The 21,390-nt window shown below is 63.0% G+C and carries 17 protein-coding genes and 2 tRNA genes; 11 read left to right on the top strand and 8 right to left on the bottom strand.

Annotated elements, in window-relative coordinates:
- The first annotated feature begins 91 nt into the window (after window positions 1-91).
- Window positions 92-168 (top strand) — tRNA-Arg (locus ACUJ47_RS10275).
- 189 nt (window positions 169-357) lie between these two features.
- A complete protein-coding gene (locus ACUJ47_RS10280) occupies window positions 358-1,200 on the top strand; it encodes a phytanoyl-CoA dioxygenase family protein (RefSeq protein ID WP_445538305.1) in 843 nt (280 codons plus the stop codon).
- A gap of 124 nt (window positions 1,201-1,324) precedes the next feature.
- Here the strand turns inward: ACUJ47_RS10280 and ACUJ47_RS10285 are convergent, their stop codons facing one another.
- The 5 genes from ACUJ47_RS10285 to ACUJ47_RS10305 form a co-directional block, all read right to left on the bottom strand.
- Window positions 1,325-2,029: an HGGxSTG domain-containing protein gene (locus tag ACUJ47_RS10285; protein WP_445538306.1), complete on the bottom strand. Its 705-nt coding sequence runs from the start codon at window positions 2,027-2,029 to the stop codon at window positions 1,325-1,327.
- A 91-nt stretch (window positions 2,030-2,120) separates the two neighbouring features.
- Complete coding sequence (locus ACUJ47_RS10290; protein WP_445538307.1) at window positions 2,121-2,708, bottom strand: hypothetical protein; 588 nt, start codon at window positions 2,706-2,708, stop codon at window positions 2,121-2,123.
- 226 nt (window positions 2,709-2,934) lie between these two features.
- On the bottom strand, window positions 2,935-3,123 hold the full coding sequence (locus tag ACUJ47_RS10295) for a helix-turn-helix domain-containing protein (protein WP_445538308.1): 189 nt from the start codon (window positions 3,121-3,123) through the stop codon (window positions 2,935-2,937).
- Window positions 3,124-3,710: 587 nt separating this feature from the next.
- Window positions 3,711-4,613, bottom strand: a complete 903-nt coding sequence (locus ACUJ47_RS10300; RefSeq protein WP_445538309.1) for a tyrosine-type recombinase/integrase — start codon at window positions 4,611-4,613, stop codon at window positions 3,711-3,713.
- 8 nt (window positions 4,614-4,621) lie between these two features.
- Window positions 4,622-4,870 (bottom strand): hypothetical protein, encoded by a 249-nt coding sequence (locus tag ACUJ47_RS10305; RefSeq protein ID WP_445538310.1) that lies wholly within the window; start codon window positions 4,868-4,870, stop codon window positions 4,622-4,624.
- Between the two features lie 80 nt (window positions 4,871-4,950).
- On the opposite strand from ACUJ47_RS10305, the gene ACUJ47_RS10310 reads away from it, so the two are divergent.
- Window positions 4,951-5,067: transfer RNA gene (locus ACUJ47_RS10310), tRNA-Arg, on the top strand.
- Window positions 5,068-5,104: 37 nt separating this feature from the next.
- On the opposite strand, the gene ACUJ47_RS10315 is transcribed toward ACUJ47_RS10310, so the two are convergent.
- Complete coding sequence (locus tag ACUJ47_RS10315) at window positions 5,105-6,628, bottom strand: tryptophan halogenase family protein (protein WP_445538311.1); 1,524 nt, start codon at window positions 6,626-6,628, stop codon at window positions 5,105-5,107.
- 268 nt (window positions 6,629-6,896) lie between these two features.
- Between ACUJ47_RS10315 and ACUJ47_RS10320 the strand changes: the two genes are divergently transcribed.
- The 6 genes from ACUJ47_RS10320 (at window position 6,897) to ACUJ47_RS10345 (ending at window position 17,279) form a co-directional block, all read left to right on the top strand.
- Window positions 6,897-10,019: a TonB-dependent receptor gene (locus tag ACUJ47_RS10320; RefSeq protein WP_445538312.1), complete on the top strand. Its 3,123-nt coding sequence runs from the start codon at window positions 6,897-6,899 to the stop codon at window positions 10,017-10,019.
- Between the two features lie 136 nt (window positions 10,020-10,155).
- Window positions 10,156-11,124, top strand: a complete 969-nt coding sequence (locus tag ACUJ47_RS10325) for a glycoside hydrolase family 16 protein (RefSeq protein WP_445538313.1) — start codon at window positions 10,156-10,158, stop codon at window positions 11,122-11,124.
- A 3-nt stretch (window positions 11,125-11,127) separates the two neighbouring features.
- Window positions 11,128-12,192 carry a LacI family DNA-binding transcriptional regulator gene (locus ACUJ47_RS10330; protein WP_445538314.1) on the top strand — a complete coding sequence of 355 codons (1,065 nt, stop codon included), beginning with the start codon at window positions 11,128-11,130 and terminating at the stop codon, window positions 12,190-12,192.
- Window positions 12,182-13,384, top strand: a complete 1,203-nt coding sequence (locus ACUJ47_RS10335) for an MFS transporter (protein WP_445538315.1) — start codon at window positions 12,182-12,184, stop codon at window positions 13,382-13,384. Before ACUJ47_RS10330 ends, ACUJ47_RS10335 begins: the two co-directional genes overlap by 11 nt.
- 111 nt (window positions 13,385-13,495) lie before the next feature.
- Window positions 13,496-15,877, top strand: a complete 2,382-nt coding sequence (locus ACUJ47_RS10340) for a glycoside hydrolase family 3 N-terminal domain-containing protein (protein ID WP_445538316.1) — start codon at window positions 13,496-13,498, stop codon at window positions 15,875-15,877.
- Window positions 15,878-15,989: 112 nt separating this feature from the next.
- Entirely contained in the window at window positions 15,990-17,279 is a 1,290-nt protein-coding gene (locus ACUJ47_RS10345) for a sugar MFS transporter (protein ID WP_445538317.1), read from the top strand.
- Between the two features lie 103 nt (window positions 17,280-17,382).
- On the opposite strand, the gene ACUJ47_RS10350 is transcribed toward ACUJ47_RS10345, so the two are convergent.
- Window positions 17,383-18,594 (bottom strand): M20 metallopeptidase family protein, encoded by a 1,212-nt coding sequence (locus ACUJ47_RS10350; RefSeq protein WP_445538318.1) that lies wholly within the window; start codon window positions 18,592-18,594, stop codon window positions 17,383-17,385.
- Between the two features lie 151 nt (window positions 18,595-18,745).
- Between ACUJ47_RS10350 and ACUJ47_RS10355 the strand changes: the two genes are divergently transcribed.
- Together ACUJ47_RS10355 and ACUJ47_RS10360 are read left to right on the top strand one after the other, a co-directional pair.
- The gene (locus ACUJ47_RS10355; RefSeq protein ID WP_445538319.1) at window positions 18,746-19,783 is read left to right on the top strand and encodes a diacylglycerol/lipid kinase family protein; all 1,038 of its coding nucleotides are present in this window, start codon (window positions 18,746-18,748) and stop codon (window positions 19,781-19,783) included.
- On the top strand, window positions 19,783-20,676 hold the full coding sequence (locus tag ACUJ47_RS10360) for a hypothetical protein (RefSeq protein ID WP_445538320.1): 894 nt from the start codon (window positions 19,783-19,785) through the stop codon (window positions 20,674-20,676). Before ACUJ47_RS10355 ends, ACUJ47_RS10360 begins: the two co-directional genes overlap by 1 nt.
- 25 nt (window positions 20,677-20,701) lie before the next feature.
- Here ACUJ47_RS10360 and ACUJ47_RS10365 read toward each other — a convergent pair whose 3' ends face one another.
- Window positions 20,702-21,205: a DUF2141 domain-containing protein gene (locus ACUJ47_RS10365; protein WP_445538321.1), complete on the bottom strand. Its 504-nt coding sequence runs from the start codon at window positions 21,203-21,205 to the stop codon at window positions 20,702-20,704.
- Between the last annotated feature and the right edge of the window lie 185 nt (window positions 21,206-21,390).

A 21,390-nucleotide genomic window follows, 5' to 3' on the forward strand; every position in this document is an offset into this window, starting at 1 on the left:
AACCGCGAGGCGCAAGGGCGCGCGATTTTCGGCTGGCAGGCGGGACAGCGCTTTGCTAAGCGCGCCGCTCGCTTGTCGCTGACGGCGCCACGCACCCGTAGCTCAGCTGGATAGAGCGCTGCCCTCCGAAGGCAGAGGTCACAGGTTCGAATCCTGTCGGGTGCGCCAATACTTCAAATATTTAGAGTTCTTCCGCGCGCGCCGTATGGAATGCGTACAGAAAACTTGGTTGTTGCTTTCAAGACTTGCCCGGAAACTCGCGTCTGATCCTCAATTACAGTTGCAGCAGGTAATCCATTGTTTTCAGAATAATCCGCAGTTGCTAACGGGGCCGCGTGGAAATAAATGGGAGCCCACATGGAAGCAGCTACTCTGTCAAATCTCGCCGACCAATTCGCTCGCGATGGCTATGTCGTGATCAATGTTCCAGAGGCGCTCCCTCTGACAGATCGAATCACAGCCCAGCTCGCTGGTCGATTCGACGATCAGCACCGCATCGAGAACGCATGGCGAATGTGCGAAACTGTAAGAGAGCTGGCGACGTTGCCAGTCGTGCTCGAAACGCTCGCTGCACTTTACGGGCGCCCCGCTTTCCCCTTTCAGACGCTAAACTTCGACCGCGGGACGGAACAGTTAGCGCATAGCGATACGATCCATTTCGACAGCAACCCGAAAGGCTACATGGCTGGTGTTTGGTTCGCACTAGAGGACATCGACGCGAACAACGGGCCCCTGCGCTACTACCCCGGCTCGCACAAATTGCCGCAAAAGACCTTGGTAGATTTTGGCGTTGAACGTCTTGAGGGTCGCAATCCGTACGTTCTCTATCAGACTCACTATGAGCCCGGCATTGCTCAAGTAATTGAGGACAATGGCTTGGTCTCTGAGGACGCTCACATAAAGAAGGGACAAGCCCTGATCTGGGCTGCGAACTTGCTACATGGTGGCTCTGCGATCTCTGATCCGGCGCGAACGCGACATAGTCAGGTCACACATTACTACTTCGAAGGGTGCTCTTATCACACGCCTCTCCTCGCGGACGGCGGAATCTATCGGCGTTACCCTGTAGACATTCGGACGGGACATAACATTGGCGGCATTGAAGACGGGAAACCGCTTCGAGTGCCGCTTGTTCAGCAAGCAAAAAGCGCTGCCAAGCGCATCTTGCGCTCAGGAACGACCTATGACCGAGTTCGCTGACAAAAGGACCGTTGCATCGAACATGGCCAGCTTCTGATCTTTCTTGCTGCAGCAGTTCGATTGAAAACTAAAGGCATCTAATCAGCGGCACTCGAACAATCCCTCAGGTGGCGTGCCATCACCTTCACCTCGTTGGATCGCCCACCGTGCTTCCATGCGTTGCGATTGCCCCTAGGCGCCCCGGATTTACGCCGCCGTGCATTCGACAGCGTCTTAGCCCCTTCACGGCTGGAGATTGACACACTGACCCCTTCCGGGAACGGGGTGCTGACGCGAGGTTCTTCGGTTGCATGGGATTGATCGTCGCATTTTCCATTTCGGGGGCCCCGGCCATGATGATGGATATGATCGGCAATGACTGCCTGCCCCCTTCATTGACGTGGACGTGCCGCACTGTTTGCATTCGACCGTGTACCAGCCGCTCCAACGCCTCGATTGTCGCTCGACTTTGCGCCTGCGCCTTGCGCGCCAAACGTAGGTAGGTTTCGACAGCACCCAGGCTTTCGCCGAGGTTGAGTGCGGCGCGTCGGGTCAATTCCGTGAACAGGCCGTGCAAAGCGAAAGCTTGGCTGACCAGCATCTCGCGCTGCTTTCCGAGATCGCCGCGCTTGGCGGCCTCTGCCTCACGCCAAATCGAATCCGAGAATGCGAGCATTGACTGCGGTCCCCATTCGCCACGATTCAGCAACTCCACGATCGGGGCCGTGCTGTTGCTGGGAGGCAGGAGAACGCTCGCTAGTTCCTTTTCGCGATCGGTCGCAGTCGGCAATTCGTCCCTCTTATGGCCGCGCGATTTCTTCCGACTTCCATTCATGATTTTGGCTCGCATCGATGTGCAGGGTTCGATCACCCCATGGTGACAGCTGTATGTGTGGCGATTTCCGAAACGCGGAGAGCGTTTGCAACCCGGCAGTTCCCCGTTAAGGCGGTATGGGATTCCCATACTGCTTGCCGCCTCCCGGTGGCGAGAAGTCCCCCAGCGTTTCGGAATCCAGAACAGGGTATTGATTGCGGTCTCGCGCCTTACGGTAGGTCTTGAGCGATCGCAGTCCGCGCTCCATGCGCTTTCGCTCCGGGGTGCCGGGTGCAGGTTCCTTGTCGCAATAGTCATGCGTCGCGAGTTTTCGTCCGGGGCCATTTCCAAATGCCAGTCGCCAGCAACGGGCCCTCGAAGTGCTCGACGATCCGCCGCGAAAAGCGGAATCCACGGTCATCTCGATGAAACCCAGCGCCTGCAAGTCGTCGAATTCCCGGCTTGCCGCAGTGAGATCGGCCACCCCCATTCTAGCGGCAGCGTCGCGCATGCTCAGATAGAGGCTGCCGTTGTTCTCGCCGTTGTAAATCGAGATCAACTCCAAAAGCAGGGACCGGGCATTGGGCGAGAGTGATTGGCACGCGTTGCCAAACTGGACCCCTTGCGGCAGGCGCGAGAAGCGTCCGGTGTGTCCCTCGCTCCGCCCGGTCGCGTTGACCCGTCGCTTTTTGGCCTTCCGCCTAGTGACCATCATTCGAATCACGGTTGGAAGGGGATTCGGAGGAGTGCCGTTTGCTCGCAACCGCGGCTGCCTCGGCCCGTTGAGCGAGATGATCAACTCCGATATGGAGCGCGATCAGCGGACGAATTCCTTGCGGCGAGTGCAGCCGATCGGTATCCGGATTGCGGACCAGGCCTCCAAAGCTATTCCGCGATGCCCGCGCCTTGCCCGCGCGGGTTTCGCATATCTCGGCCATGGCTCATCCCTCCGCAGCGAAGGCGGGCAGGTTTGCCAGATACGATTCCAGGTCGGCAAAGCAGATCAGCGTTCTTCGTCCGGCCTTGAGGGCCGCGAGATCACCGCGCTTCAGGGCTTCGTACAGAGCGCTGCGCGATAGTCCGGAAGCTCTCACGGCATCCGGTATCGTTACTGCTATCGGTGTCTGCATGGGAATGTGTCCCGCAAGGTCCGTGCGGGATTGCCTGGACGTTGCGAGTCACTCTTTGATCGGCTGGAGCGAGAGCAACCGGGTAAGAATTTTGGGAAATCCAGCCGCCGAAAGAATCAGGATTCGTGAAATCCCCAAAGTGCGTCGTCCAACTCTCTTGCTATCTCGGCTGCCCGTTCATCTTCTCTGACGCGCTTTCGAAGTCGACGTTCATACCGTTCATCGCCACCCTTAGCAGGGTATCCCACATGCTTGGCCGCAACGCCCGCCAAAGTCAGTCTTTTGAGTTTGGGACCTCTTTTGCGCGAATAGACTCGTTCGTGACAGCGCCGCATAGCTTCATCAGCGCCTACGCCATATAAAATCGCTCTCGCCGCCTCTACGGGCATAGCCGCCAGCTGCTCGTTCGTTGGAAATTCCCCGGCCCACAGAACTAGCGGCAGGCATGGGGGTGACTGCACCCATAAAATTTTCGAAGCTAGCCACCACGCCATCGCCCGGCAGTGGTGCCTTGAAAGCGGAACGGCCAGCGATCCCACCTTGGTCACACGCAAGTCAAACCTAAGGGAGCGATCCGTTTGGACCTCTCAAAGCGCCAGCTCTCCCAGTGCTTTTAGTGCCGCATCACTAGCAAGAAGCCCGTAGTGGCGCTCGATCATTTCCGCGCTGGTTCCCGAAATCTGGGCGATTGTGAGTAGTGGAAGCCCAGCACTCACGAGGTCGGCAATCGTGCTGTGACGAAGCGTGTAAGCCGTGGTACCGCTCGGGAGGCCAGCCGCCTTCACCGCCGCCGCAATCGGAAGTTTCCACGTGTTCCTATCCCACCGCTTGCCATTGTTGCGCCGAAACAGCAGCGCGGCAGGCAGCTTGTCATTCACATTCTTAGTGAACAAGCTCGCGGCTTCGGCTGGCAACTGGATGCGCCGAGGCTTGCCGGTTTTGTCCTTTCCTACGGTGAGCTCCGCTGTGCGCTTGTCGAAGTCGGCAGCCGAGAGCGCTGCCATCGCGCCGAGGCGTAGCGGCAATAAACAGAGCGCCCGCACGAAAGGCACGGCTTCCTCTCCAGTTTCCTCCAGCAACTTTCGCCGTTGGTCACGGTCTAGATAAAGAGTCCTTCGTCCGTTCGCGTTCGGATTGGCTTTCAGCGCCTCTTGCCACGCGGCCTCGCTATTTCGTGCACCGGGCGAAAGCACCTTAGGTAGTGCCGCGCGCAATACGGCCATATCGCGATTGACGGTGGAAGCGGCGCGTTCGCGGTGAGTCGCCTCACCCCCCTTCCTGCGGCTCACCAGCGCGGGCAACCGCTCCAGCCGCTCGCGCCATTCTTTCAAGTGACGACGGCGTAGCTTGGCCAGCTTCACCTCCCCGAGCGGGTCCGAATAGACATAGCGCTCGAAGCGGCTTTCAACCTCGGGACGGCTCTTGCCGTATTCGCGGCAAGCGTCGGCAATAGTCTCGATCCTCGCGCGAACCTCTCCGCCCGTTTCCACCAGCTCGGCTATGCTCTCTGCCTCTTTTTGGCGGCGGCGAATATCTCATTGCCGGGGAGGGAGCCAAAATCGCCAAGTGCTTTCACGCGATATTTGCCCGCGTCTTCGTCGTACGCGCGGGCGATCCACGTTCCCTTTCCGCCGCGCTTGGAAGGTCGGAACCCGAGAAAACATCCTGTGCGGAGCCGCTGCCAATGCGGCTCCCGCCGGGGCTTGAGCCGTTCTCGCTCGCCGACTTTGCTCAGGTCCAAAGCCATTTAAAAACGCCTCCAACCATCCCGTACGGAATGCGTACGGAATGCGTATGGAATACATGTGAGGACGGATCGGGACTACTGCAAACGAAAAACGGCGGAATTACGAGGGCTTCATCGTCCGAGCATATCCATGATTGCCGTCATTTCCTGCCCTCCGAAGGCAGAGGTCACAGGTTCGAATCCTGTCGGGTGCGCCAAGGGGAGCGTCTCGCGAGGGGCGCTCCCCTTGGCGTATCAGGCGATAGCGCGCGCCGGGCAGTAACGCTTCAAATAGTCGCCATGCCCGGGCATGTGCTGGACGACGAAGCGGATCGACTTCTCCATCTCGTCGAGTTCCTTGCGGGTCGAAACCTCTTCTAGCGTGTCGGCCACGGCATTGTGCCCGCCCATCACGATCCCCTGGCCCATCATCACCGCTGCCCAGCTAGTTTCGGTGAACAGCTCGTCATCCTCGCGGAAGATCTGGCCGTTCATGCGGAACAGTTCGAGTTTCTCGGTCAGCGTGTCGGGCACGCTCATGGTGCGGCAGTAGTTCCAGAACTTCGAATCGTCGCGGCTGGTGGCGTTGTAATGCAGGATCAGGAAATCCCGGATCCGCGCATATTCCTTGGCCGTCAGCCGGTTGAAAGCATCTTCCTGCGCCTGGGTCACGCCATCGAGCGACAGCAGCGAAACCAGCTTGTTGATCCCGGTGTTGATGAGGTGGATCGATGTCGATTCGAGCGGTTCCATGAAGCCCGCCGACAGGCCGAGCGCGACGACATTCCTGTTCCAGAACTTCTTGCGCCGCCCGGTCACGAAGCGCAGGTGATTGGGATCGGCGGTGGGCTTGCCCGCGATATTGCTGACGAGGATGTCATGTGCCTCGTCGGCCGACATGAAGGCGTCGCAATAGACGTGGCCATTGCCGTTGCGGTGCTGCAGCGGCACTTGCCATTGCCAGCCCGCCGAATGAGCGGTTGCGCGAGTGTAAGGCGGCGGGGGGCTGCCATCGTCGCGGTTGCAGGGCAGCGCCACTGCGCGGTTGCAAGGCAGCCAATGCGTCCAGTCTTCATAGCCGGTCTGGAGTGCCTGCTCGATCAGGAGCCCGCGAAAGCCCGAGCAATCGATGAACAATTCGCCTTCGAGCTCGCCGCCATTCTCCAGCTGGACCGAAGTGACGAAACCGCTTTCGCCATCGAGCCGCACGTCGTTGATCCGGCCTTCGTGGCGCACAACGCCGCGCGCTTCGGCATATTTGCGCAGGAACTGCGCATAGCGCCCTGCATCGAGATGATAGGCGTAATTGACCGGCGGCAGGTCGTCGCGCGCGTAATCCTGCGTGCGCGCGAACTTGCCGAAATGCGCGGCCATGGTTTCGAGGTTGAAAACCTGGATCGGGCGGTTGTCGCCCGCTTCGCGGAACTTATGCCAGACGTGATGGAAGGAGATCCCGCCCATTTCGTAGCCATAGGCGCCGAAGGGGTGGATATAGCTGTCGCCCTGCTTGCCCCAATTTACGAACTGGATGCCCAGCTTGAAGCTGCCTTGCGAAGCGGCCAGCATCTCGCGCTCGTCCACTTCGAGCAGGCGGTTGAAATCGACGAAAGGCGGAATGGTTGCCTCGCCTACGCCGACCGTGCCGATCGCTTCGGATTCGACCAGGGCGATGTCGAGCTGGCGACCCGTCTTGAGGCGCGAGAGCACCGCGGCCGCCATCCAGCCTGCCGTGCCACCTCCCACAATGACGATCTTCTTGATTGGCTTCTTTTGCGTCATCCTGCGCCTCTCTTCGCATGCCAGCCCATTGAACGCCAGTGGCAGCGGTGCCACGCTTTGCAGCGAAACCGAGGGCGGTAATGTGAACGTTCATTTTTATTCTTGTGAACGTTACCATTATGCGTTATGCCTGCTTCTCACAAGGGCAAAACAAAGCTGTTTGCCGTGATCCGGGGAGGATAACTTGTCTCGTACCAACTCTAACGCTTCGGCGCGTGCGCGCCGTTTTCTCGCGCTTAGCACTGCTTCCAGCATCGCTCTGTCCGCCATGATCGCTGCGCCGGCGATGGCGCAGGACGCTGACGCAGAGGAGCAGCCGGCGGAGGAAGAAACCGCCATCGTCGTTACCGGTTTCCGCGCTTCGCTCGAGAATGCACAGAACATCAAGCGCAATGCCGATACCTTCGTCGATGCGATCACCGCCGAGGATATCGGCGCCCTGCCCGACCGCTCGGTGGCGGAATCGCTCCAGCGCGTTCCCGGCGTCAACATCGGCCGCTTCGAAAAGACCACCGACCCGGACCGTTTCTCGGTTGAGGGCACCGGGGTGATCATTCGCGGCCTGCCTTTCGTGCGCTCGGAATTGAACGGCCGCGACATCTTCTCGGCAACCGGTGGGCGCGAACTGAGCTTCAATGACGTTTCGCCCGAGCTGCTTGGCCGGGTCGAAGTGTTCAAGAATGTCACTGCCGATATGGTCGATGGCGGCATTGCCGGTACGGTCAATCTCGTCACGCGCAAGCCGCTCGACTCCGATGGCTTCAAGATCGCGGGCTCGATCGGCGGCAATTACGGCGATCTCGCCGAAGAATGGTCGCCCGAATTTTCGGTGCTCGGCTCGGGCACGGTCGAAACCGATGGCGGCAGGCTCGGGTTCCAGCTGGGCTATGCCAAGTCGGAGCTGGTCAGCCGCACCGATGCCTCGCAGCTGACCGACCCCTGCTACCGCGCCGCTTCGCTCGATACGACCTGTATCCGTGTGCGCGATGTAGGTTCGGGCGGCTTCGGTGACCAGAACTTCGATGACACCAACTTCCCGCCGGCTGGCACGGTGATCTCGCCGAAGGGCGCTGGCGTACGCACCACCCGGCTTGAGCGCGACCGAGAAGCATGGTCGGCCGTGCTCCAGTATGAAGATCCCACCGGCGATTTCCGCGCGACTTTCGAATGGCTGCGCTCCAATACGCAGTTCTTCACCGACGAGCACGCGATGCTGGCTCTGGTCAACAATGATGCCGGCTTCCCGGTCCAGGCCGCTGGAAGCACATGGACGTTCGATCAGAACGGCATCTTCCAGACCGGCGTGCTGACGCAGTCGACCGGCGATTCGGGCTTCTCACCGTGGGGCGGTCTGCCGCTTGAGCTGCTCCGGTTCCAGCGCCAGACTGGCGCGACGACCGAAGACTTCTCGTTCGACGTGGAATGGAACATCACCGACCGCTTGCGCGCAAATTTTGAAGCGCAGCACATCTCGTCCGACCTGCGGCAGGATTCGATCATCGGTGCAATGGCGTCGTTCGCCGATGTCAGCATCGATGCCACGGGCAAGCTGCCCAAGGTGCAGTTCCTGGCTCCGGCCGGCGCACCGGCGAATTTCTACAGCGATCCGGACTACACCTATTTCTGGTTCCTGCTGGACAGCCAGGCGCGCAACGATGGCGAGCTCGACAGTCTTCGTGCCGATTTCGAATATGACATAAGCGACGATGGCTTCTTCAAAAGCGCCCGTTTCGGTGCACGCTGGTCCGATCGCAATCGCGTGACCCGTGACAGCAACTTCGGCAATTGGGGTACGCTTGGCGCACCCTGGACCGGGCGCGGCGGCAATTGGAACTGCGGCGACTACCAGGCCTATGGCTGCGGCGGCGCCTACGCCAAGGACTTCACTGACGCTTCGAAGTACCGCAATCCGTTCGCGGATGGCTTCCAGCGCGGCAATGTGCCGACTCCGATCGAGGCCGGTGGCGCCTTCTTCTATGGCGGCGACAACTTCATCGGCGAATATCTGAACGGCACCACCGCCGCCCAGGGCGCAGCGATTACCGCATGGTCGTTCCCTGACCGGCTGGGCGAAGCATGGGAGCCGATCACCGATCGCCTGAATGCCGACGGCACTCCGTGCGATCCCTTCTGCACCGCCGAAATCTCCGACGTGACGGAGAAGACCAAGGCTGCCTATGCCCGAGTCGATTTCGGGCATGACTTCAGCAATGGCTGGGCGCTCGAAGGCAATTTCGGCCTCCGCTATGTCGATACGACGGTCAAGAGCGGCGGTGTCATCACCCTGCCCAACCCGGATCGCTTCGATGCGACCGATGCTGGCGGCAATGGCGATGGCATTGTCCAGGTGTCTGAAATTGAATTGGCTTGCGCGAATGTCGTGGTTGGCCAGCAGGCCCCCGGTTTCTGCTCGCTCTCCTCGGCGCGACTGGCGGAATTCGCGGCCGCGCATACCGGCGAAGTGATCATCGATGATCGCGACATCACCTTCGATCATTGGCTGCCAAGCTTCAACGCCAAGCTCGACGTGGGTGATGGCTTGCTGTTCCGCGTGGCCGTGTCGAAGGGCATTTCCCGCCCGGATCTCTCGCTGTTCCGTGCGGGCGGTACGATCGCGGATAACACGACCGACCTGCGTTCCGAAGGCACGCTTGAGACTGGCCCGCTGTTCCAGCTTTTCACCGGCAACCGCAACGTTCGCGCGGTCCGGTCATGGAATTACGACATTTCGGCCGAATGGTATTTCGATGCGGTTGGCTCGGTCACGGTGTCAGCCTTCCTGAAGGACCTGAAGGGCATCGTCAGCTCCGGCGTCAATGTGGTCGACTATCCGTCCGCGAATGGCAACATTCCGGTAGAGGTCAACGGCCCGAGCAACGAGCTGGGCGGCACACTCAAGGGCGTCGAGGTCACCTACCAGCAGACCTATGACTTCCTGCCCGGGCTGCTCAGTGGGCTCGGCACTCAGCTGACCTACACCTATGTCGATGCGGGGGACTTCTCCAATCCGGACCTGATCGGCAACCGCGGTTCGTTCGCTTCGATCCAGCCGCTGCAGGGCGTCTCGAAGCACACCGTCAATGCCACCGTGTTCTATGAAAAGGGACCGCTGGCGATGAGGGCTGCCTACAACTGGCGCTCAGACTTCCTGATCACTCCGCGAGACGACATCTTCCCGTTCTCGCCGATCTGGCAGGAATCGACAGGCCAGCTTGACGCGTCGATCTTCTATGCGGTCACCGACCAGATCAAACTGGGCGTGCAGGGCGTGAACCTGCTCGACGAAGTGACCCAGACAACGCAGGTGGTGGATTTCGACGGGACGCGGATCACACGCTCGGCGTTCCGCAACGATCGCCGCTTCACCTTCATGGCGCGTTTCGACTTCTAAGCAATGCCTTGAGGCTGCAAACCGAGCGGGCCCCTGCCTTTGGGCGGGGGCCCGCTTCGGCATTGTGGCCTACGCGATTGGCCCGTGAACGGATTGTGCCTTGCCCTGCCGCTTCTCGTCGGGCCAATTGGGGAGGATGAATATGAAGAAATTCGCTTTGCTGCCGCTCGGTGCGATGCTGCTTGCCTCTTGCGCGGCATCGGCGGTCGAACCCGGCACCACACAAGACGCCGGTTGGGAGCTTGCCTGGTCGGACGAATTCGACGGGTCCGAAATCGACCGCACCAAATGGGACTTCGATGTCGATTGCTGGGGCGGCGGCAATGACGAGCGCCAATGCTATACCGACAGCCCGCGCAACGCGGCGATCGAGGATGGCAAGCTGGTCATCACTGCCCGCAAGGAACGCAGCGAAGGGCTTGCGTTCCCGCCTGCGATCGCCGCACAGCCCGGAAATGCGCAGGCGACCAAGGTCCAGCCGTTCAGCAGCGCGCGGCTGGTAACGCGCGGCAAGGCCGCCTGGAAATACGGCAAGATCGAAGTGCGCGCGAAACTGCCGCAGGGGCAGGGGACATGGCCCGCGATCTGGATGCTTCCGGAAGACAATGCCTATGGCGGCTGGGCGCGCTCGGGCGAAATCGACATCCTCGAAGCGGTCAATCTCGGCGTCCCATGCGAGGGTTGCGAAAGCGGGCGCGAGGACACGATCCTGGGCACATTGCATTTCGGCGGCGGCTGGCCGGACAACAAGCTGGCGAGCACCGAGATCAGCTATCCCCCCATGCTCGACGGCGGATTTCACACCTTCGGCGTGATCTGGGCGGAGGGCAGCTTCACCTGGACGGTCGACGGCAAGCCCTTTGCCAGTCGCACTGCCGACGAATGGTTCACCACGGAAAGCGACGATCCCAACGCTCCGTTCGACCAGCGCTTTCACCTGATCCTCAACCTCGCCATCGGCGGCGGGCTGGCCGAAAGGCGCGGCCTTGGCGGCGTTTCCGATGCGGGTTTTCCCAAGCGGATGGAAATCGATTGGGTTCGCGTCTGGCAATGCTCGGAAGATAAGGCTACCGGCAAGGCCTGTATCCGGGACGGGGATCAGTAGACTATGGCGCGCAGGCGGCAGGCAGTTACCATTCGGCACGTAGCCGAGGATGCGGGGGTTTCCCTGCAAACGGTCAGCCGCGTCATCAATAATGAGCCCAATGTCCGCCCCGCGATGAAGGAGCGGGTGCAGGAAGCGATCGACCGGTTGGGCTATGTTCCTTCGATCGCGGCGCAGCGGATGAGCGGATCGCGCTCCTACCTCATCCTTGCACTCAACGATCGCGAACGCACGATCGAGGACTGGAAATCGCGCCAGGGCACCGACTGGGTCGACCAGATGTTGCTCGGCGGCATGCTCAAATGCGCCGAGCATGGCTATCGCATGATCTTCGAACTGGTCGACACGCATAACGACCATGTCGAGCGCGAGCTAAAGGCGGCGATTGCCGCGCTCCAGCCCGACGGGATCATCCTGACCCCGCCGCACTCGGACAATCCGCTGATCACGGGCCTGCTCGCGGCGCAAAAGATCCCCTTCGCGCGGATCGGTTCGCGCGAGCCCGGCCCGGGCCTGCCGATGACGATGGATGACGAAGGGGCGGCCCGTCTCGCGACCCGTCGCCTGATCGAACTGGGCCACAAGCGTATCGGATTCATTGCCGGACCAACCGACTACCACATTGCCGACTGGCGCATCGACGGATGGCGCAGCGCGATGGAAGGGGCGGGCCTTGCCACCGAAGACCTGTGCGAGCGCGGCGATTTCGGTTTCGCCAGCGGCCTTGCAGCTGCGCGCAAGCTGCTCGACCTTGCCGACCGGCCCACAGCCATCATCGCTTCAAGCGACCAGATGGCCACGGCGACGCTTGAGATCGCGCGCGAGCGGGGCCTGCGCATCCCAGACGACCTTTCCCTGATCAGTTTCGACAACACGCCCATCGTGCGCTTCACCGAGCCGCCGCTGGCGGCCATCGATCAGCCGATCGCCGCTACGATTTCGCGCGCGGTCGAGTTGCTGATCCAGGCCGCGAGCGGCGAGCCGATGCCGAGCGAGCCGGTCAATGTCGCCGCCGCCTTTGTCGAACGCGCTTCGATCGGACCGGCGCCGGGAACGAATGACGCCTGACGCTTCGCCGCCAGCGCCCCAGCCGCTGTGGTTCATCCTGCTGCTGGCGCTTGCCGCCGCTGGCGGAGCGGTCGCCTATGTCCCTTTCCTGACCGTGCTGCTGCCGGTGCGCATTGCCGACCTGACCGGCAGCGACGATATAGCGGCGCTTTCCTATGCGACCTTCGCCGGGGCAATCGTGGCCAGCTTTGCCAATATCGGCTTCGGCTGGCTCAGCGACCGCAGCGGCAGCCGCCCGGGGTGGATCGCGGCGGGGCTGCTGCTTTCGAGCGTGCTGCTGGTGGCGGTTCGATACGCCGACAGCGTCACCGAATTGATCCTCGTGATCATGGCCTGGCAGCTTTGCCTCAACATGATGCTTGGTCCGCTCGCGGCCTGGGCCGGGGACTGCGTGCCCGACGAGCAAAAGGGGCTGCTCGGCGGATTGTTCGCCTTCGCTCCTGCGCTCGGTGCGCTTTCGGCGGCACTGGTCACGACGCCCGGATTTTTCGGGAATGATGCGCGCCTGGTTGTGGTGGCGATGCTGGTGGTCGCGATGGTCGCCCCGGTCCTGATCGTGGGGCGGGGCCATGAATTGCCGCGACTGATGCAGCCGACAGCTCCCGTCGTTGGCGAACCGGTCGAACCGTGGCGCTCGCGCTCAGCTGTCGCCCGCATGTGGCTGGCGCGGTTGCTGGTGCAGATTGCCGAAGCCGCGCTGTTCGCCTTCCTGCTGTTCTGGCTGCGCTCGCACGCGCCCGGCTATGGCGAGAACGACGCGGCGCGGCTCTTTAGCACGGTGCTGGTCGTGGCGGTGCCGCTGGCGCTGGTCGCCGGGCGATGGTCCGACCGGGTGCGCCGGCCGATGCTGCCGCTGGCTGTCAGCGCAGGCACATCTGCAGCGGGGCTGGCAATGATGGCGCTCGCGCCGAGCCTCGAATTCGCCATCGCGGGCTATATGCTGTTCGGCGTCGCTTCGATGCTGTTCCTGGCGCTGCATTCGAGCCAGACCTTGCGGGTCCTGCCGCGGCCGCAAACGCGCGGGCGCGATCTCGGCCTGTTCAACCTCACCAATACCGTTCCTTCGATGATCATTCCGTGGCTTACGCTCTCGATGGTGCCGCTCTTCGGCTTTGCCGGGCTGTTCTGGGTGCTGGCGGCGCTTTGCGCCTTGGCCTCGCTGCTGGTCGCTGCAATCGCACGGCCGATCTAGCCATCTGATTTTGCGCCAATCGTTCATCGGCACTTGCCATTGAGAACGTTCTCATTTAACGTTCCCATAAATGGGATGGGGTGAGTTCATCCTTCGGGAGGGGATGTTTCGATGCGATTTGGTGCACTGGTTCTTGCGGGCGCACTCGGCTTGGGTGGCTGCACGACAGCGCTGGACACACTGGCAGAGCCTGCCCGGCCCGCGCCGCTTTCCACCGCGTCCGCTGAAGATGCGCAAGTCGCCGATTTGCTTGCGCGGATGAGCCTTGAGCGCAAGGTCGCCCAGCTCATCCAGCCGCAGATCAATTCCTTCACCGCCAAGGACATGGAGCGTTATCGCTTCGGCAGCTACCTCAATGGCGGCAATGGCGGGCCCTATGGCGACGAGTTCGCCCCGGCTTCGGAATGGCTCCGGCTGGCCGACGAGATGTGGGAAGCATCGGCAAAGCCGCTTCCCGGCAATGAGCCCGTCATTCCCACCATGTGGGGCACCGATGCGGTGCACGGCCACACCAATGTGGTCCAGGCCACGATCTTCCCGCACAACATCGGGCTGGGCGCGACGCATGATCCCGATGTCGTGCGGCAGATCGGCGCCGCCACCGCGACCGAGATCGAAGTGACCGGGATCGACTGGAACTTCTCGCCCACGGTCGCCGTGGCGCGCGATGACCGCTGGGGCCGCACTTACGAAAGCTATTCCGAAGACCCCCAGCTCGTGGCCCGCATGGGCGCGGCCCTGGTCGAAGGGTTGCAGGGCCGCAAGGGCGCAGGCGACTTCCTCGGCAGCGGAAGGGTAATCGCCACCGCCAAGCATTTCTTCGGTGATGGCGGGACCGAGCAGGGCGTCGACCAGGGCGAAGTCAATGGCGACATCGGCCAGCTCAAGGCGATCCATGCCGTGCCGTACCCCGCTGCAATCGACGCTGGCGTCGAAGCGGTCATGGCCAGTTTCAATTCGATCAATGGCGTGAAGATGCATGGCAACAAGCCGTTGCTCACCGACGTCCTGCGCGAGGAAATGGGTTTTGACGGGCTGGTCGTCGGCGACTGGAACGGGCACGGCCAGATCGCGGGCTGCACCGTTACCGATTGCCCGCAGGCGCTGCTCGCCGGGCTCGATATCTACATGGTGCCTGACGACTGGAAGGGGCTGCTCGAAAGCCTGGTCGCGCAGGTGAAGGACGGAACGATCCCGATGGCACGGCTCGACGAAGCGGTCGGGCGCGTATTGCGGGTGAAGCTGCGTGCCGGGATCATCGGCCCGGCAGCGGTCAAGCCCTCGGCCCGGCCGAACGCAGGGGACATGGGCAAGCTTGGCTCTGCCGAGCACCGCGCCATCGCGCGCGAAGCCGTCGCCAAGTCGCAGGTGATCCTCAAGAACAATGGCGTTTTGCCGCTGAAGCAGGGCGCTTCGATCCTCGTGGCCGGGCGCGCAGCAGACAGTATTGCGCAGGCCGCAGGCGGCTGGACGCTGACCTGGCAGGGCGGTCGCGAGCTGACCAATGACTATTTCCCCGGCGCGACGTCCATCTTTGCGGGGATTGCACAGGCGGCAGCCGAAACCGGTGGAACTGCCTTGCTTTCAGAGGATGGCAGCCTCCAGTCCCGCCCCGACGTCGCGATCGTGGTGTTCGGCGAACAGCCCTATGCCGAGTTCGCGGGCGACCGGAAGAACCTCCTGTTCGACGACGAAGAGGGGCTGGAGCTGCTGCGCAAGTTCAAGGCCGAAGGCATTCCCGCGGTCGCAGTGTTCCTCTCGGGTCGCCCCTTGTGGATGAACCGCGAGCTCAATGCCGCCGATGCTTTCGTCGCTTCATGGCTGCCGGGCAGCGAAGGGGCGGGCGTGGCAGATGTGCTGTTCGGCAAGCGCGAAGCGACCGGGCGGCTTTCGTTCAGTTGGCCCGCGCAATGCACCGGCACGCCGGTCAATGGCGCGGATGGCGCACTGTTCCGCCTTGGATACGGCCTCTCGCTGTCCGATCGCGGCGGGTTCTCGCAGCTTGACGAAAGCTGCGCGTTGCAGAACGGCGCCGCGGCCACCGATTGGTATGGCAACGGCAGGCTTGCCGCCGGGATTGTCGCCAAGGCGGGAGGTGTCGAACTGCCAAACCTGCGCGGCCAGGGCGGCGGCATAACCGCGCGCGGCATCGACAAGGATCGCCAGGAGGATGCCCGCGAAATCGCATTCGAGCCGGGTGCCGAGCTTACCATCGCGCAGGATGGCGAAGGAGTGGGCGGCTTCCGCATACTCTATGCGATTGCCGAGCGTCCGCGCGCGCCCGTCACGCTGAAGATCGGCGAAACTGCAATCGACATCACCAGCCAGCTTGCCCATGCCGAAGGCAAAGACTGGCGCGAGATGGTGATCACCGCGACATGCGCTCCAGGCCTGGGCGACGGCATCACGATCGCCTCTGAAGGCGCCGTGAGTTTGAGCGTGGCAGCGATTGCGCGGCAGGACATGCCCGAAGGGACCGAGTGTTCGTTCTGAACAGGGAAACAGCGGTGCATTCGTATACAGGTAGACTGCGGCACCGGCGCCGCTAGTTTGCCGGACCAATAGATCAAGGCCGGCAACGAGCGGCCTTTGGGGGAGAATCTGAATGGCATTGGTACCTGACGTCGCGTCGAGTACGGATCCGGTTCCTGTCGAGGAACACGGCACTCCGATCGACGCGCCCGGCCTCAACTACTTCGTCTTCGGCCTGTTCTTCATCTTCGGCGGGATCACTTCGCTCAACGACGTGATCATCCCCAAGCTGAAAGAGCTGTTCACGCTGAGCTTCTTCGAAGCGAGCCTCGTCCAGTTCTGCTTCTTCATCGCCTATGCGGTGGTGGGCATTCCGGGCGCACGTTTCGTGAAGAAGATCGGATATATGCGCGGGGCAGTGGCCGGGCTGCTGACGATGCTGGTGGGTTGCCTGCTGTTCATTCCGGCGAGCCAGTCGGCCGTGTTCGGCGTGTTCCTGTTCGCCTATTTCATCCTCGCGACCGGCGTTGTGCTGGTCCAGATCGTGGCCAATCCGCTGATCAGCCTGCTCGGCCCGGTCAAGACGACCCACAGCCGCTTGACCTTCGCGCAGGCGTTCAACTCGCTGGGCACCACGATCTTCCCCTTCTTCGGGTCGATCCTCATCCTCGGCAGCCTTGCCTCCATCACTGCTGCCGAGCTGTCCGGGGCCGAACTCGACGCCTATCGCACCGCCGAAACGCAAGCGATCGTCAATGGCTACCTTGGCTTGGCCGCCGCGCTGGCGGTGGTCGCCGGGGTGGTGTGGATGTTCCGCAACCGGCTCAAGGGCGAACGGCATGAGGAAACCAGCTTCAGCGAAGGGCTGACTCTGCTCAAGCGCCCGCGCTTCGGCTACGGCGCGGCGTGCATCTTCCTCTATGTCGGGGCAGAAGTGGCGATCGGCAGCTTCATCGTGAACTATCTGATGCAGGCCGAGGTGCTCAACATTCCCGAGCAGGAAGCGGGCAAGCTCATTTCGATCTACTGGGGCGGCGCGCTGGTGGGCCGGTTCATCGGTTCGGGCCTCTTGCGCATAGTCAGCCCCGGCCTGTTGCTGGCGACCGTTGCCACAGGCGCAATCACGCTGATCGCAATTTCGGCCAATTCGACCGGTGAGCTGGCGGGCTATTCGCTGCTGGCGGTGGGCCTGATGAACTCGATCATGTTCCCCACAATCTTCTCGCTCGCTTGCGAGAAGCTGGGGCCGCGCGCCGCCGACGGATCGGGCATCATCAATGTCGCGATTGCAGGCGGCGCAGTGATCCCCGCGATCTATGGCGCACTTGCCGATGCCACCAGCCTTGCAACTGCACTGGCTTTGCCGGCATTGTGCTATGCGATCATCGCTGGATTCGGGATATTCGCCCGCAGGCCGGCCTGATGATTTCTCCGGCCTGCGCTTCGGGGGGAGCGCAGGCACCCTCGACCGGGGCTGCCCAAGGGCGGCCCCGGTTTTTGTTTGTCTGCGCAAATTGGCTTGGGGCTTAGCCCTCCCAGCCGCTCTCTAGGAATTTGAGCGCGCAGCCCGCCAGCATCGCGGTCCCTTTCGGCAGCGCCTTCTCGTCGACATGCATGCGCGGCGAATGGATCGCGCAGCACTGCCGCCAATCCTCGCCTTCATTGGCGACGCCCAGGAAGAACATCGCGCCGGGCACTTTCTCCAGCACGTAGGAGAAATCTTCCGCCCCCATGATCGGGTCGGCAAGGTCGCGCCAGCCAGCCTCGCCGCCGATCTCGGTCGCCACCGATTTGCCCAATGCCACTGCGCGCTGGTCGCAGATCGTCACCGGGAATCCCCGGTTCACGGTGCATTCGGCGGTGAGGCCATGTGCACGCGCGACATGATCGGAAGTTTCGCGCAGCAGCGCTTCGGCCTTTTGCCGGTGTTCGGGGCTGAGAGTGCGGATCGTGCCCGCCAGCATCACATCGTCGGGGATGACGTTGAACGCAGTCCCCGCATGAACCTGCGTCACGGTGACAACCACCGCGCTCGCGGCATTGAAGCGGCGCGTCACCATCGCCTGGATCGCGCCAACCAGCGCCGCCGCGCCGGGGATCGGATCGACGCAATCATGCGGCATCGAGGCATGGCCGCCCTGCCCGCTGAGCGTGATGGTGAACTGGTCCGCCGCCGCCAGCAGCGGCCCTGCGCGCCCGGCCAGCACGCCAAAGGGCGCGTTCGGCATGATGTGCAGCGCAAAGGCGGCATCGGGCAGCGGATCGATCAGCCCGTCCTCGAGCATGAAGCGCGCGCCGTGATAGCCCTCTTCGCCCGGCTGGAACATGAAGTCGATCGTGCCCGCGATCTCGTCGCGTCGCTCGCACAAAAGCCGCGCCGCGCCCGCCAGCATGGCGGTGTGCGTGTCATGGCCGCAGGCGTGCATCCGGCCTTCGATGGTCGATGCGAAGTCGAGATTGGTTTTCTCGTCCATCGGCAGCGCATCCATGTCGCCGCGCAGCAAAACGCGGCGGCGCTGTCCGTCGCTGGGCTTGCCGCCTTCGAGCGTGGCCACCTGCCCGGTGGTGGAAGGGCCTTCGCGCCATGTCAGCGGCAAGTCCGCCAGCGCCGCCCTAACCTTGGCCATGGTCTTCGGCGTATGCAGGCCCAGTTCGGGTTCGGCGTGGATGGCGCGGCGCAGGGCGACGATGCCGTCGCTGAGGCCGCGGGCGGAATCGAGCAGGTTTTCGGTCAGCATGCGCGCAATCTATCTGATCGCGGCGTATTGAACAGAGATTTCACACCGCAGCGGCAGCGGTGCAGCCGGGTCACTTGGGGCCTGCGAAATCCCCCGCATTCCAAGAAAACCCTAGTGGTCCCCACCCGTTTGGCGTTAAAGGCCGAGCGCGATGGCCAATCCGATCCATGAATTCGCCAATTTGCCGCGCAAGCGGGCGGAAGGCGCGCCTGCCTGGCGCGAACGCGCCGCCGCGCGCGGCGAAGGCGCGGCACCCACGGTGGGCCTGATCTACAATCCGCGCAGCCACCGCAACAAGGGGCAGGACCTCGACAGCCGCGTGGCGCCCGATGTGATCGTGGCGCAGCCGGGCGACCGCTCGCAATTGCCCGAAGCGCTCGCCCGGCTGGCAGAACGCGGGATCGACCTGCTGGTGATCAATGGCGGCGACGGCACCGTGCGCGACGTGCTGACCTGCGGCGATGCGATTTTCGGTGACGACTGGCCCGCGATCGCGGTTTTGCCCAAGGGCAAGACCAATGCCTTGACGGTCGATCTCGACGCACCCGGCGACTGGACGCTGCAAGGCGCGATCGATGCCTTCGAGAATGGTCGCCGCATCCTGCGCAGCCCGATCGCCATCACTCCGCTCGACCAGCCCGGCAATCGCGCGCTTGGCTTTATCCTTGGCGCGGGCGCTTTCACCATCGGCACGCGCGCCGGGCAAAGCGCGCACCGGCTGGGCGCATTCAACAGCCTGGCAGTTGGCGTCACGACGCTTTGGGGCGTGTTGCAGACCGTTTTCGGCACGCGCCGCAACCCGTGGCGCAGCGGCGTGCGGATGGAGCTGCTGCTGGGCCAGGCGCGCGCGCCGTTCCAGCACAGCGGCAAGGGCGATGCGGCGCGGCGCCAGTTCCTGCTGGCTTCGACGCTCGAGCGCCTGCCGGCCCGGCTCAAGCCCTTCGGTGCCTTGCGCAAGGGGCTCAAGCTCGCGGTACTCGACCAGCTCGACCGGCGCACCACGCTGCTCGTGCCGATTGTGATGATGGGCTGGACCAATCCCGGGCTGCGCGATCGCGGGTTCCACCAGGTCAGCGCGGCACAGTTCGAGATGGAGCTGGACGACCAGTTCATCCTCGACGGCGAGGCCTTTCCGGCCGGCCGCTACCGCATCGAGCCGGGGCCCGAGCTCGAATTCGTCGCTCCCTGATGGGCGCGCTCGCTGCGCGCATTGCCGAGCGTTGTGCCATGCCGGTCGATCCGGCGGTGGCCGATTTCGCTGAGCGGCTGGCGCAGGAAAGCGGCGCGCTGGCGGTGCTGTTTTACGGTTCGAACCTGCGCACCGGATCGCGCGAAGGCGTGCTCGACTATTACGTACTGCTGCCAGGGGCGCAGCGTGAGAAGGTCTGGCCGCGGGTAAGCTATCGCGAATGGGAGCATGGTGGCGAAGTGCTGCGCGCCAAGATCGCGACCATGGCGCTGGCGACCTTTGGCGAAGCGGCACGCGGCGAATTGATCGACACGACGATCTGGGCGCGCTTCGTCCAACCCTGCGCGCTGGTGTGGCAGCAGGACGAGCAGTCAGCGCAAGCCGTGCTGGGCGCACTGGCCGATGCAGCGCAAACGGCGGCACGGCTGGCGGTTGCGCTTGGTCCCGATCGCGGCACTGCCGAAGACTATTGGCGGGCGCTGTTCCGGGCCACTTACCAAGCCGAATTCCGCGTCGAGCAGCCGGGGCGCGAAGACAGCATCCTGACGGTCAATGCCGCGCATTTCGATGGGCTGTTGCCGCTGGCGCTCGAAGCGCAAGGGATCGGCTTCGCGCAGGATGGCCCGGCGCTCACTCCTGAGATGGCGGCGAGCGAGCGCAGCAGGATCGGAGGCTGGTGGCGCAAGCGGCGGCGGCTGGGCAAGCCGCTCAACATCCTGCGGCTGGTGAAGGCGAGCACCACCTTCGATGGCGCGGCGCGTTATGCCGCGTGGAAGATCGAGCGCCACACCGGGGTGCCGGTGGAGCTGACGCCATGGCGCGAGAAGCACCCCGTGCTCGCAGCGCCGGGCGTGCTGTGGCGCGTGTGGCGGGCGCAGAAGCAGGAGCGCTGACGCGCTTCAACCGGCCCAGACCAGCTTACAGATACTTCATGTTGATGGTGATCGAAGTGACCCCGGGGCCCACTTCGAACGCGGTCTTCCTGTAGCTCGGCTTGCCGAGATTGAAGATGTTGATCGAGGGATTGTTCGACATGCCCCCGCCATCCTTGCTGATATCGGTCTTGCCATTGCCATTGGCATCGTGCCGCACCGCGATGCCATAGGTGCCCGCCTGCGGCACGGGCAGGCAGAAGGTCATCGTGCCCGCGCGCGCCGGGGTTTCGATGCGGTTGATCCACTTGCCCTTCTCGAGCCATTCGGCCTTGGTGCCGCGATAGCTTTGCACCCGCACAAGGCCTTCGGCGGCCTTGACCCCGTGCACGGTCACCCGCACCGCAGGCCCGCCGCCGGGCGCGCATTTGCGCATGTCATTGGTGATTTCCTGGCGATAGTCGACCGCGCTTTCGGCGGCCTGCGCCCAGCCGGCCGCGCCCAGCGGGGCAAGCGCCAGGCTGGCAAGCACTGCGCTTGTCTTCGCCATTTCCGATCGCATAATCATCTTCGCTCCGGTGAGCCCCTTACGGCCGCCATATAGGCGGCACTGGAAATTCGGCCAAGCAATTGCACGAGAGGGGCTGAATTGCCGCTGAATTGCGCTGTCGGCTTGGCTTAATGCGCGCCGCCTGCTGCTTGGGGTGCGGCGGCGCTCTGCGCGTGTGGAAAAGG

It is taken from the genome of Altererythrobacter sp. Z27, assembly GCF_052683155.1.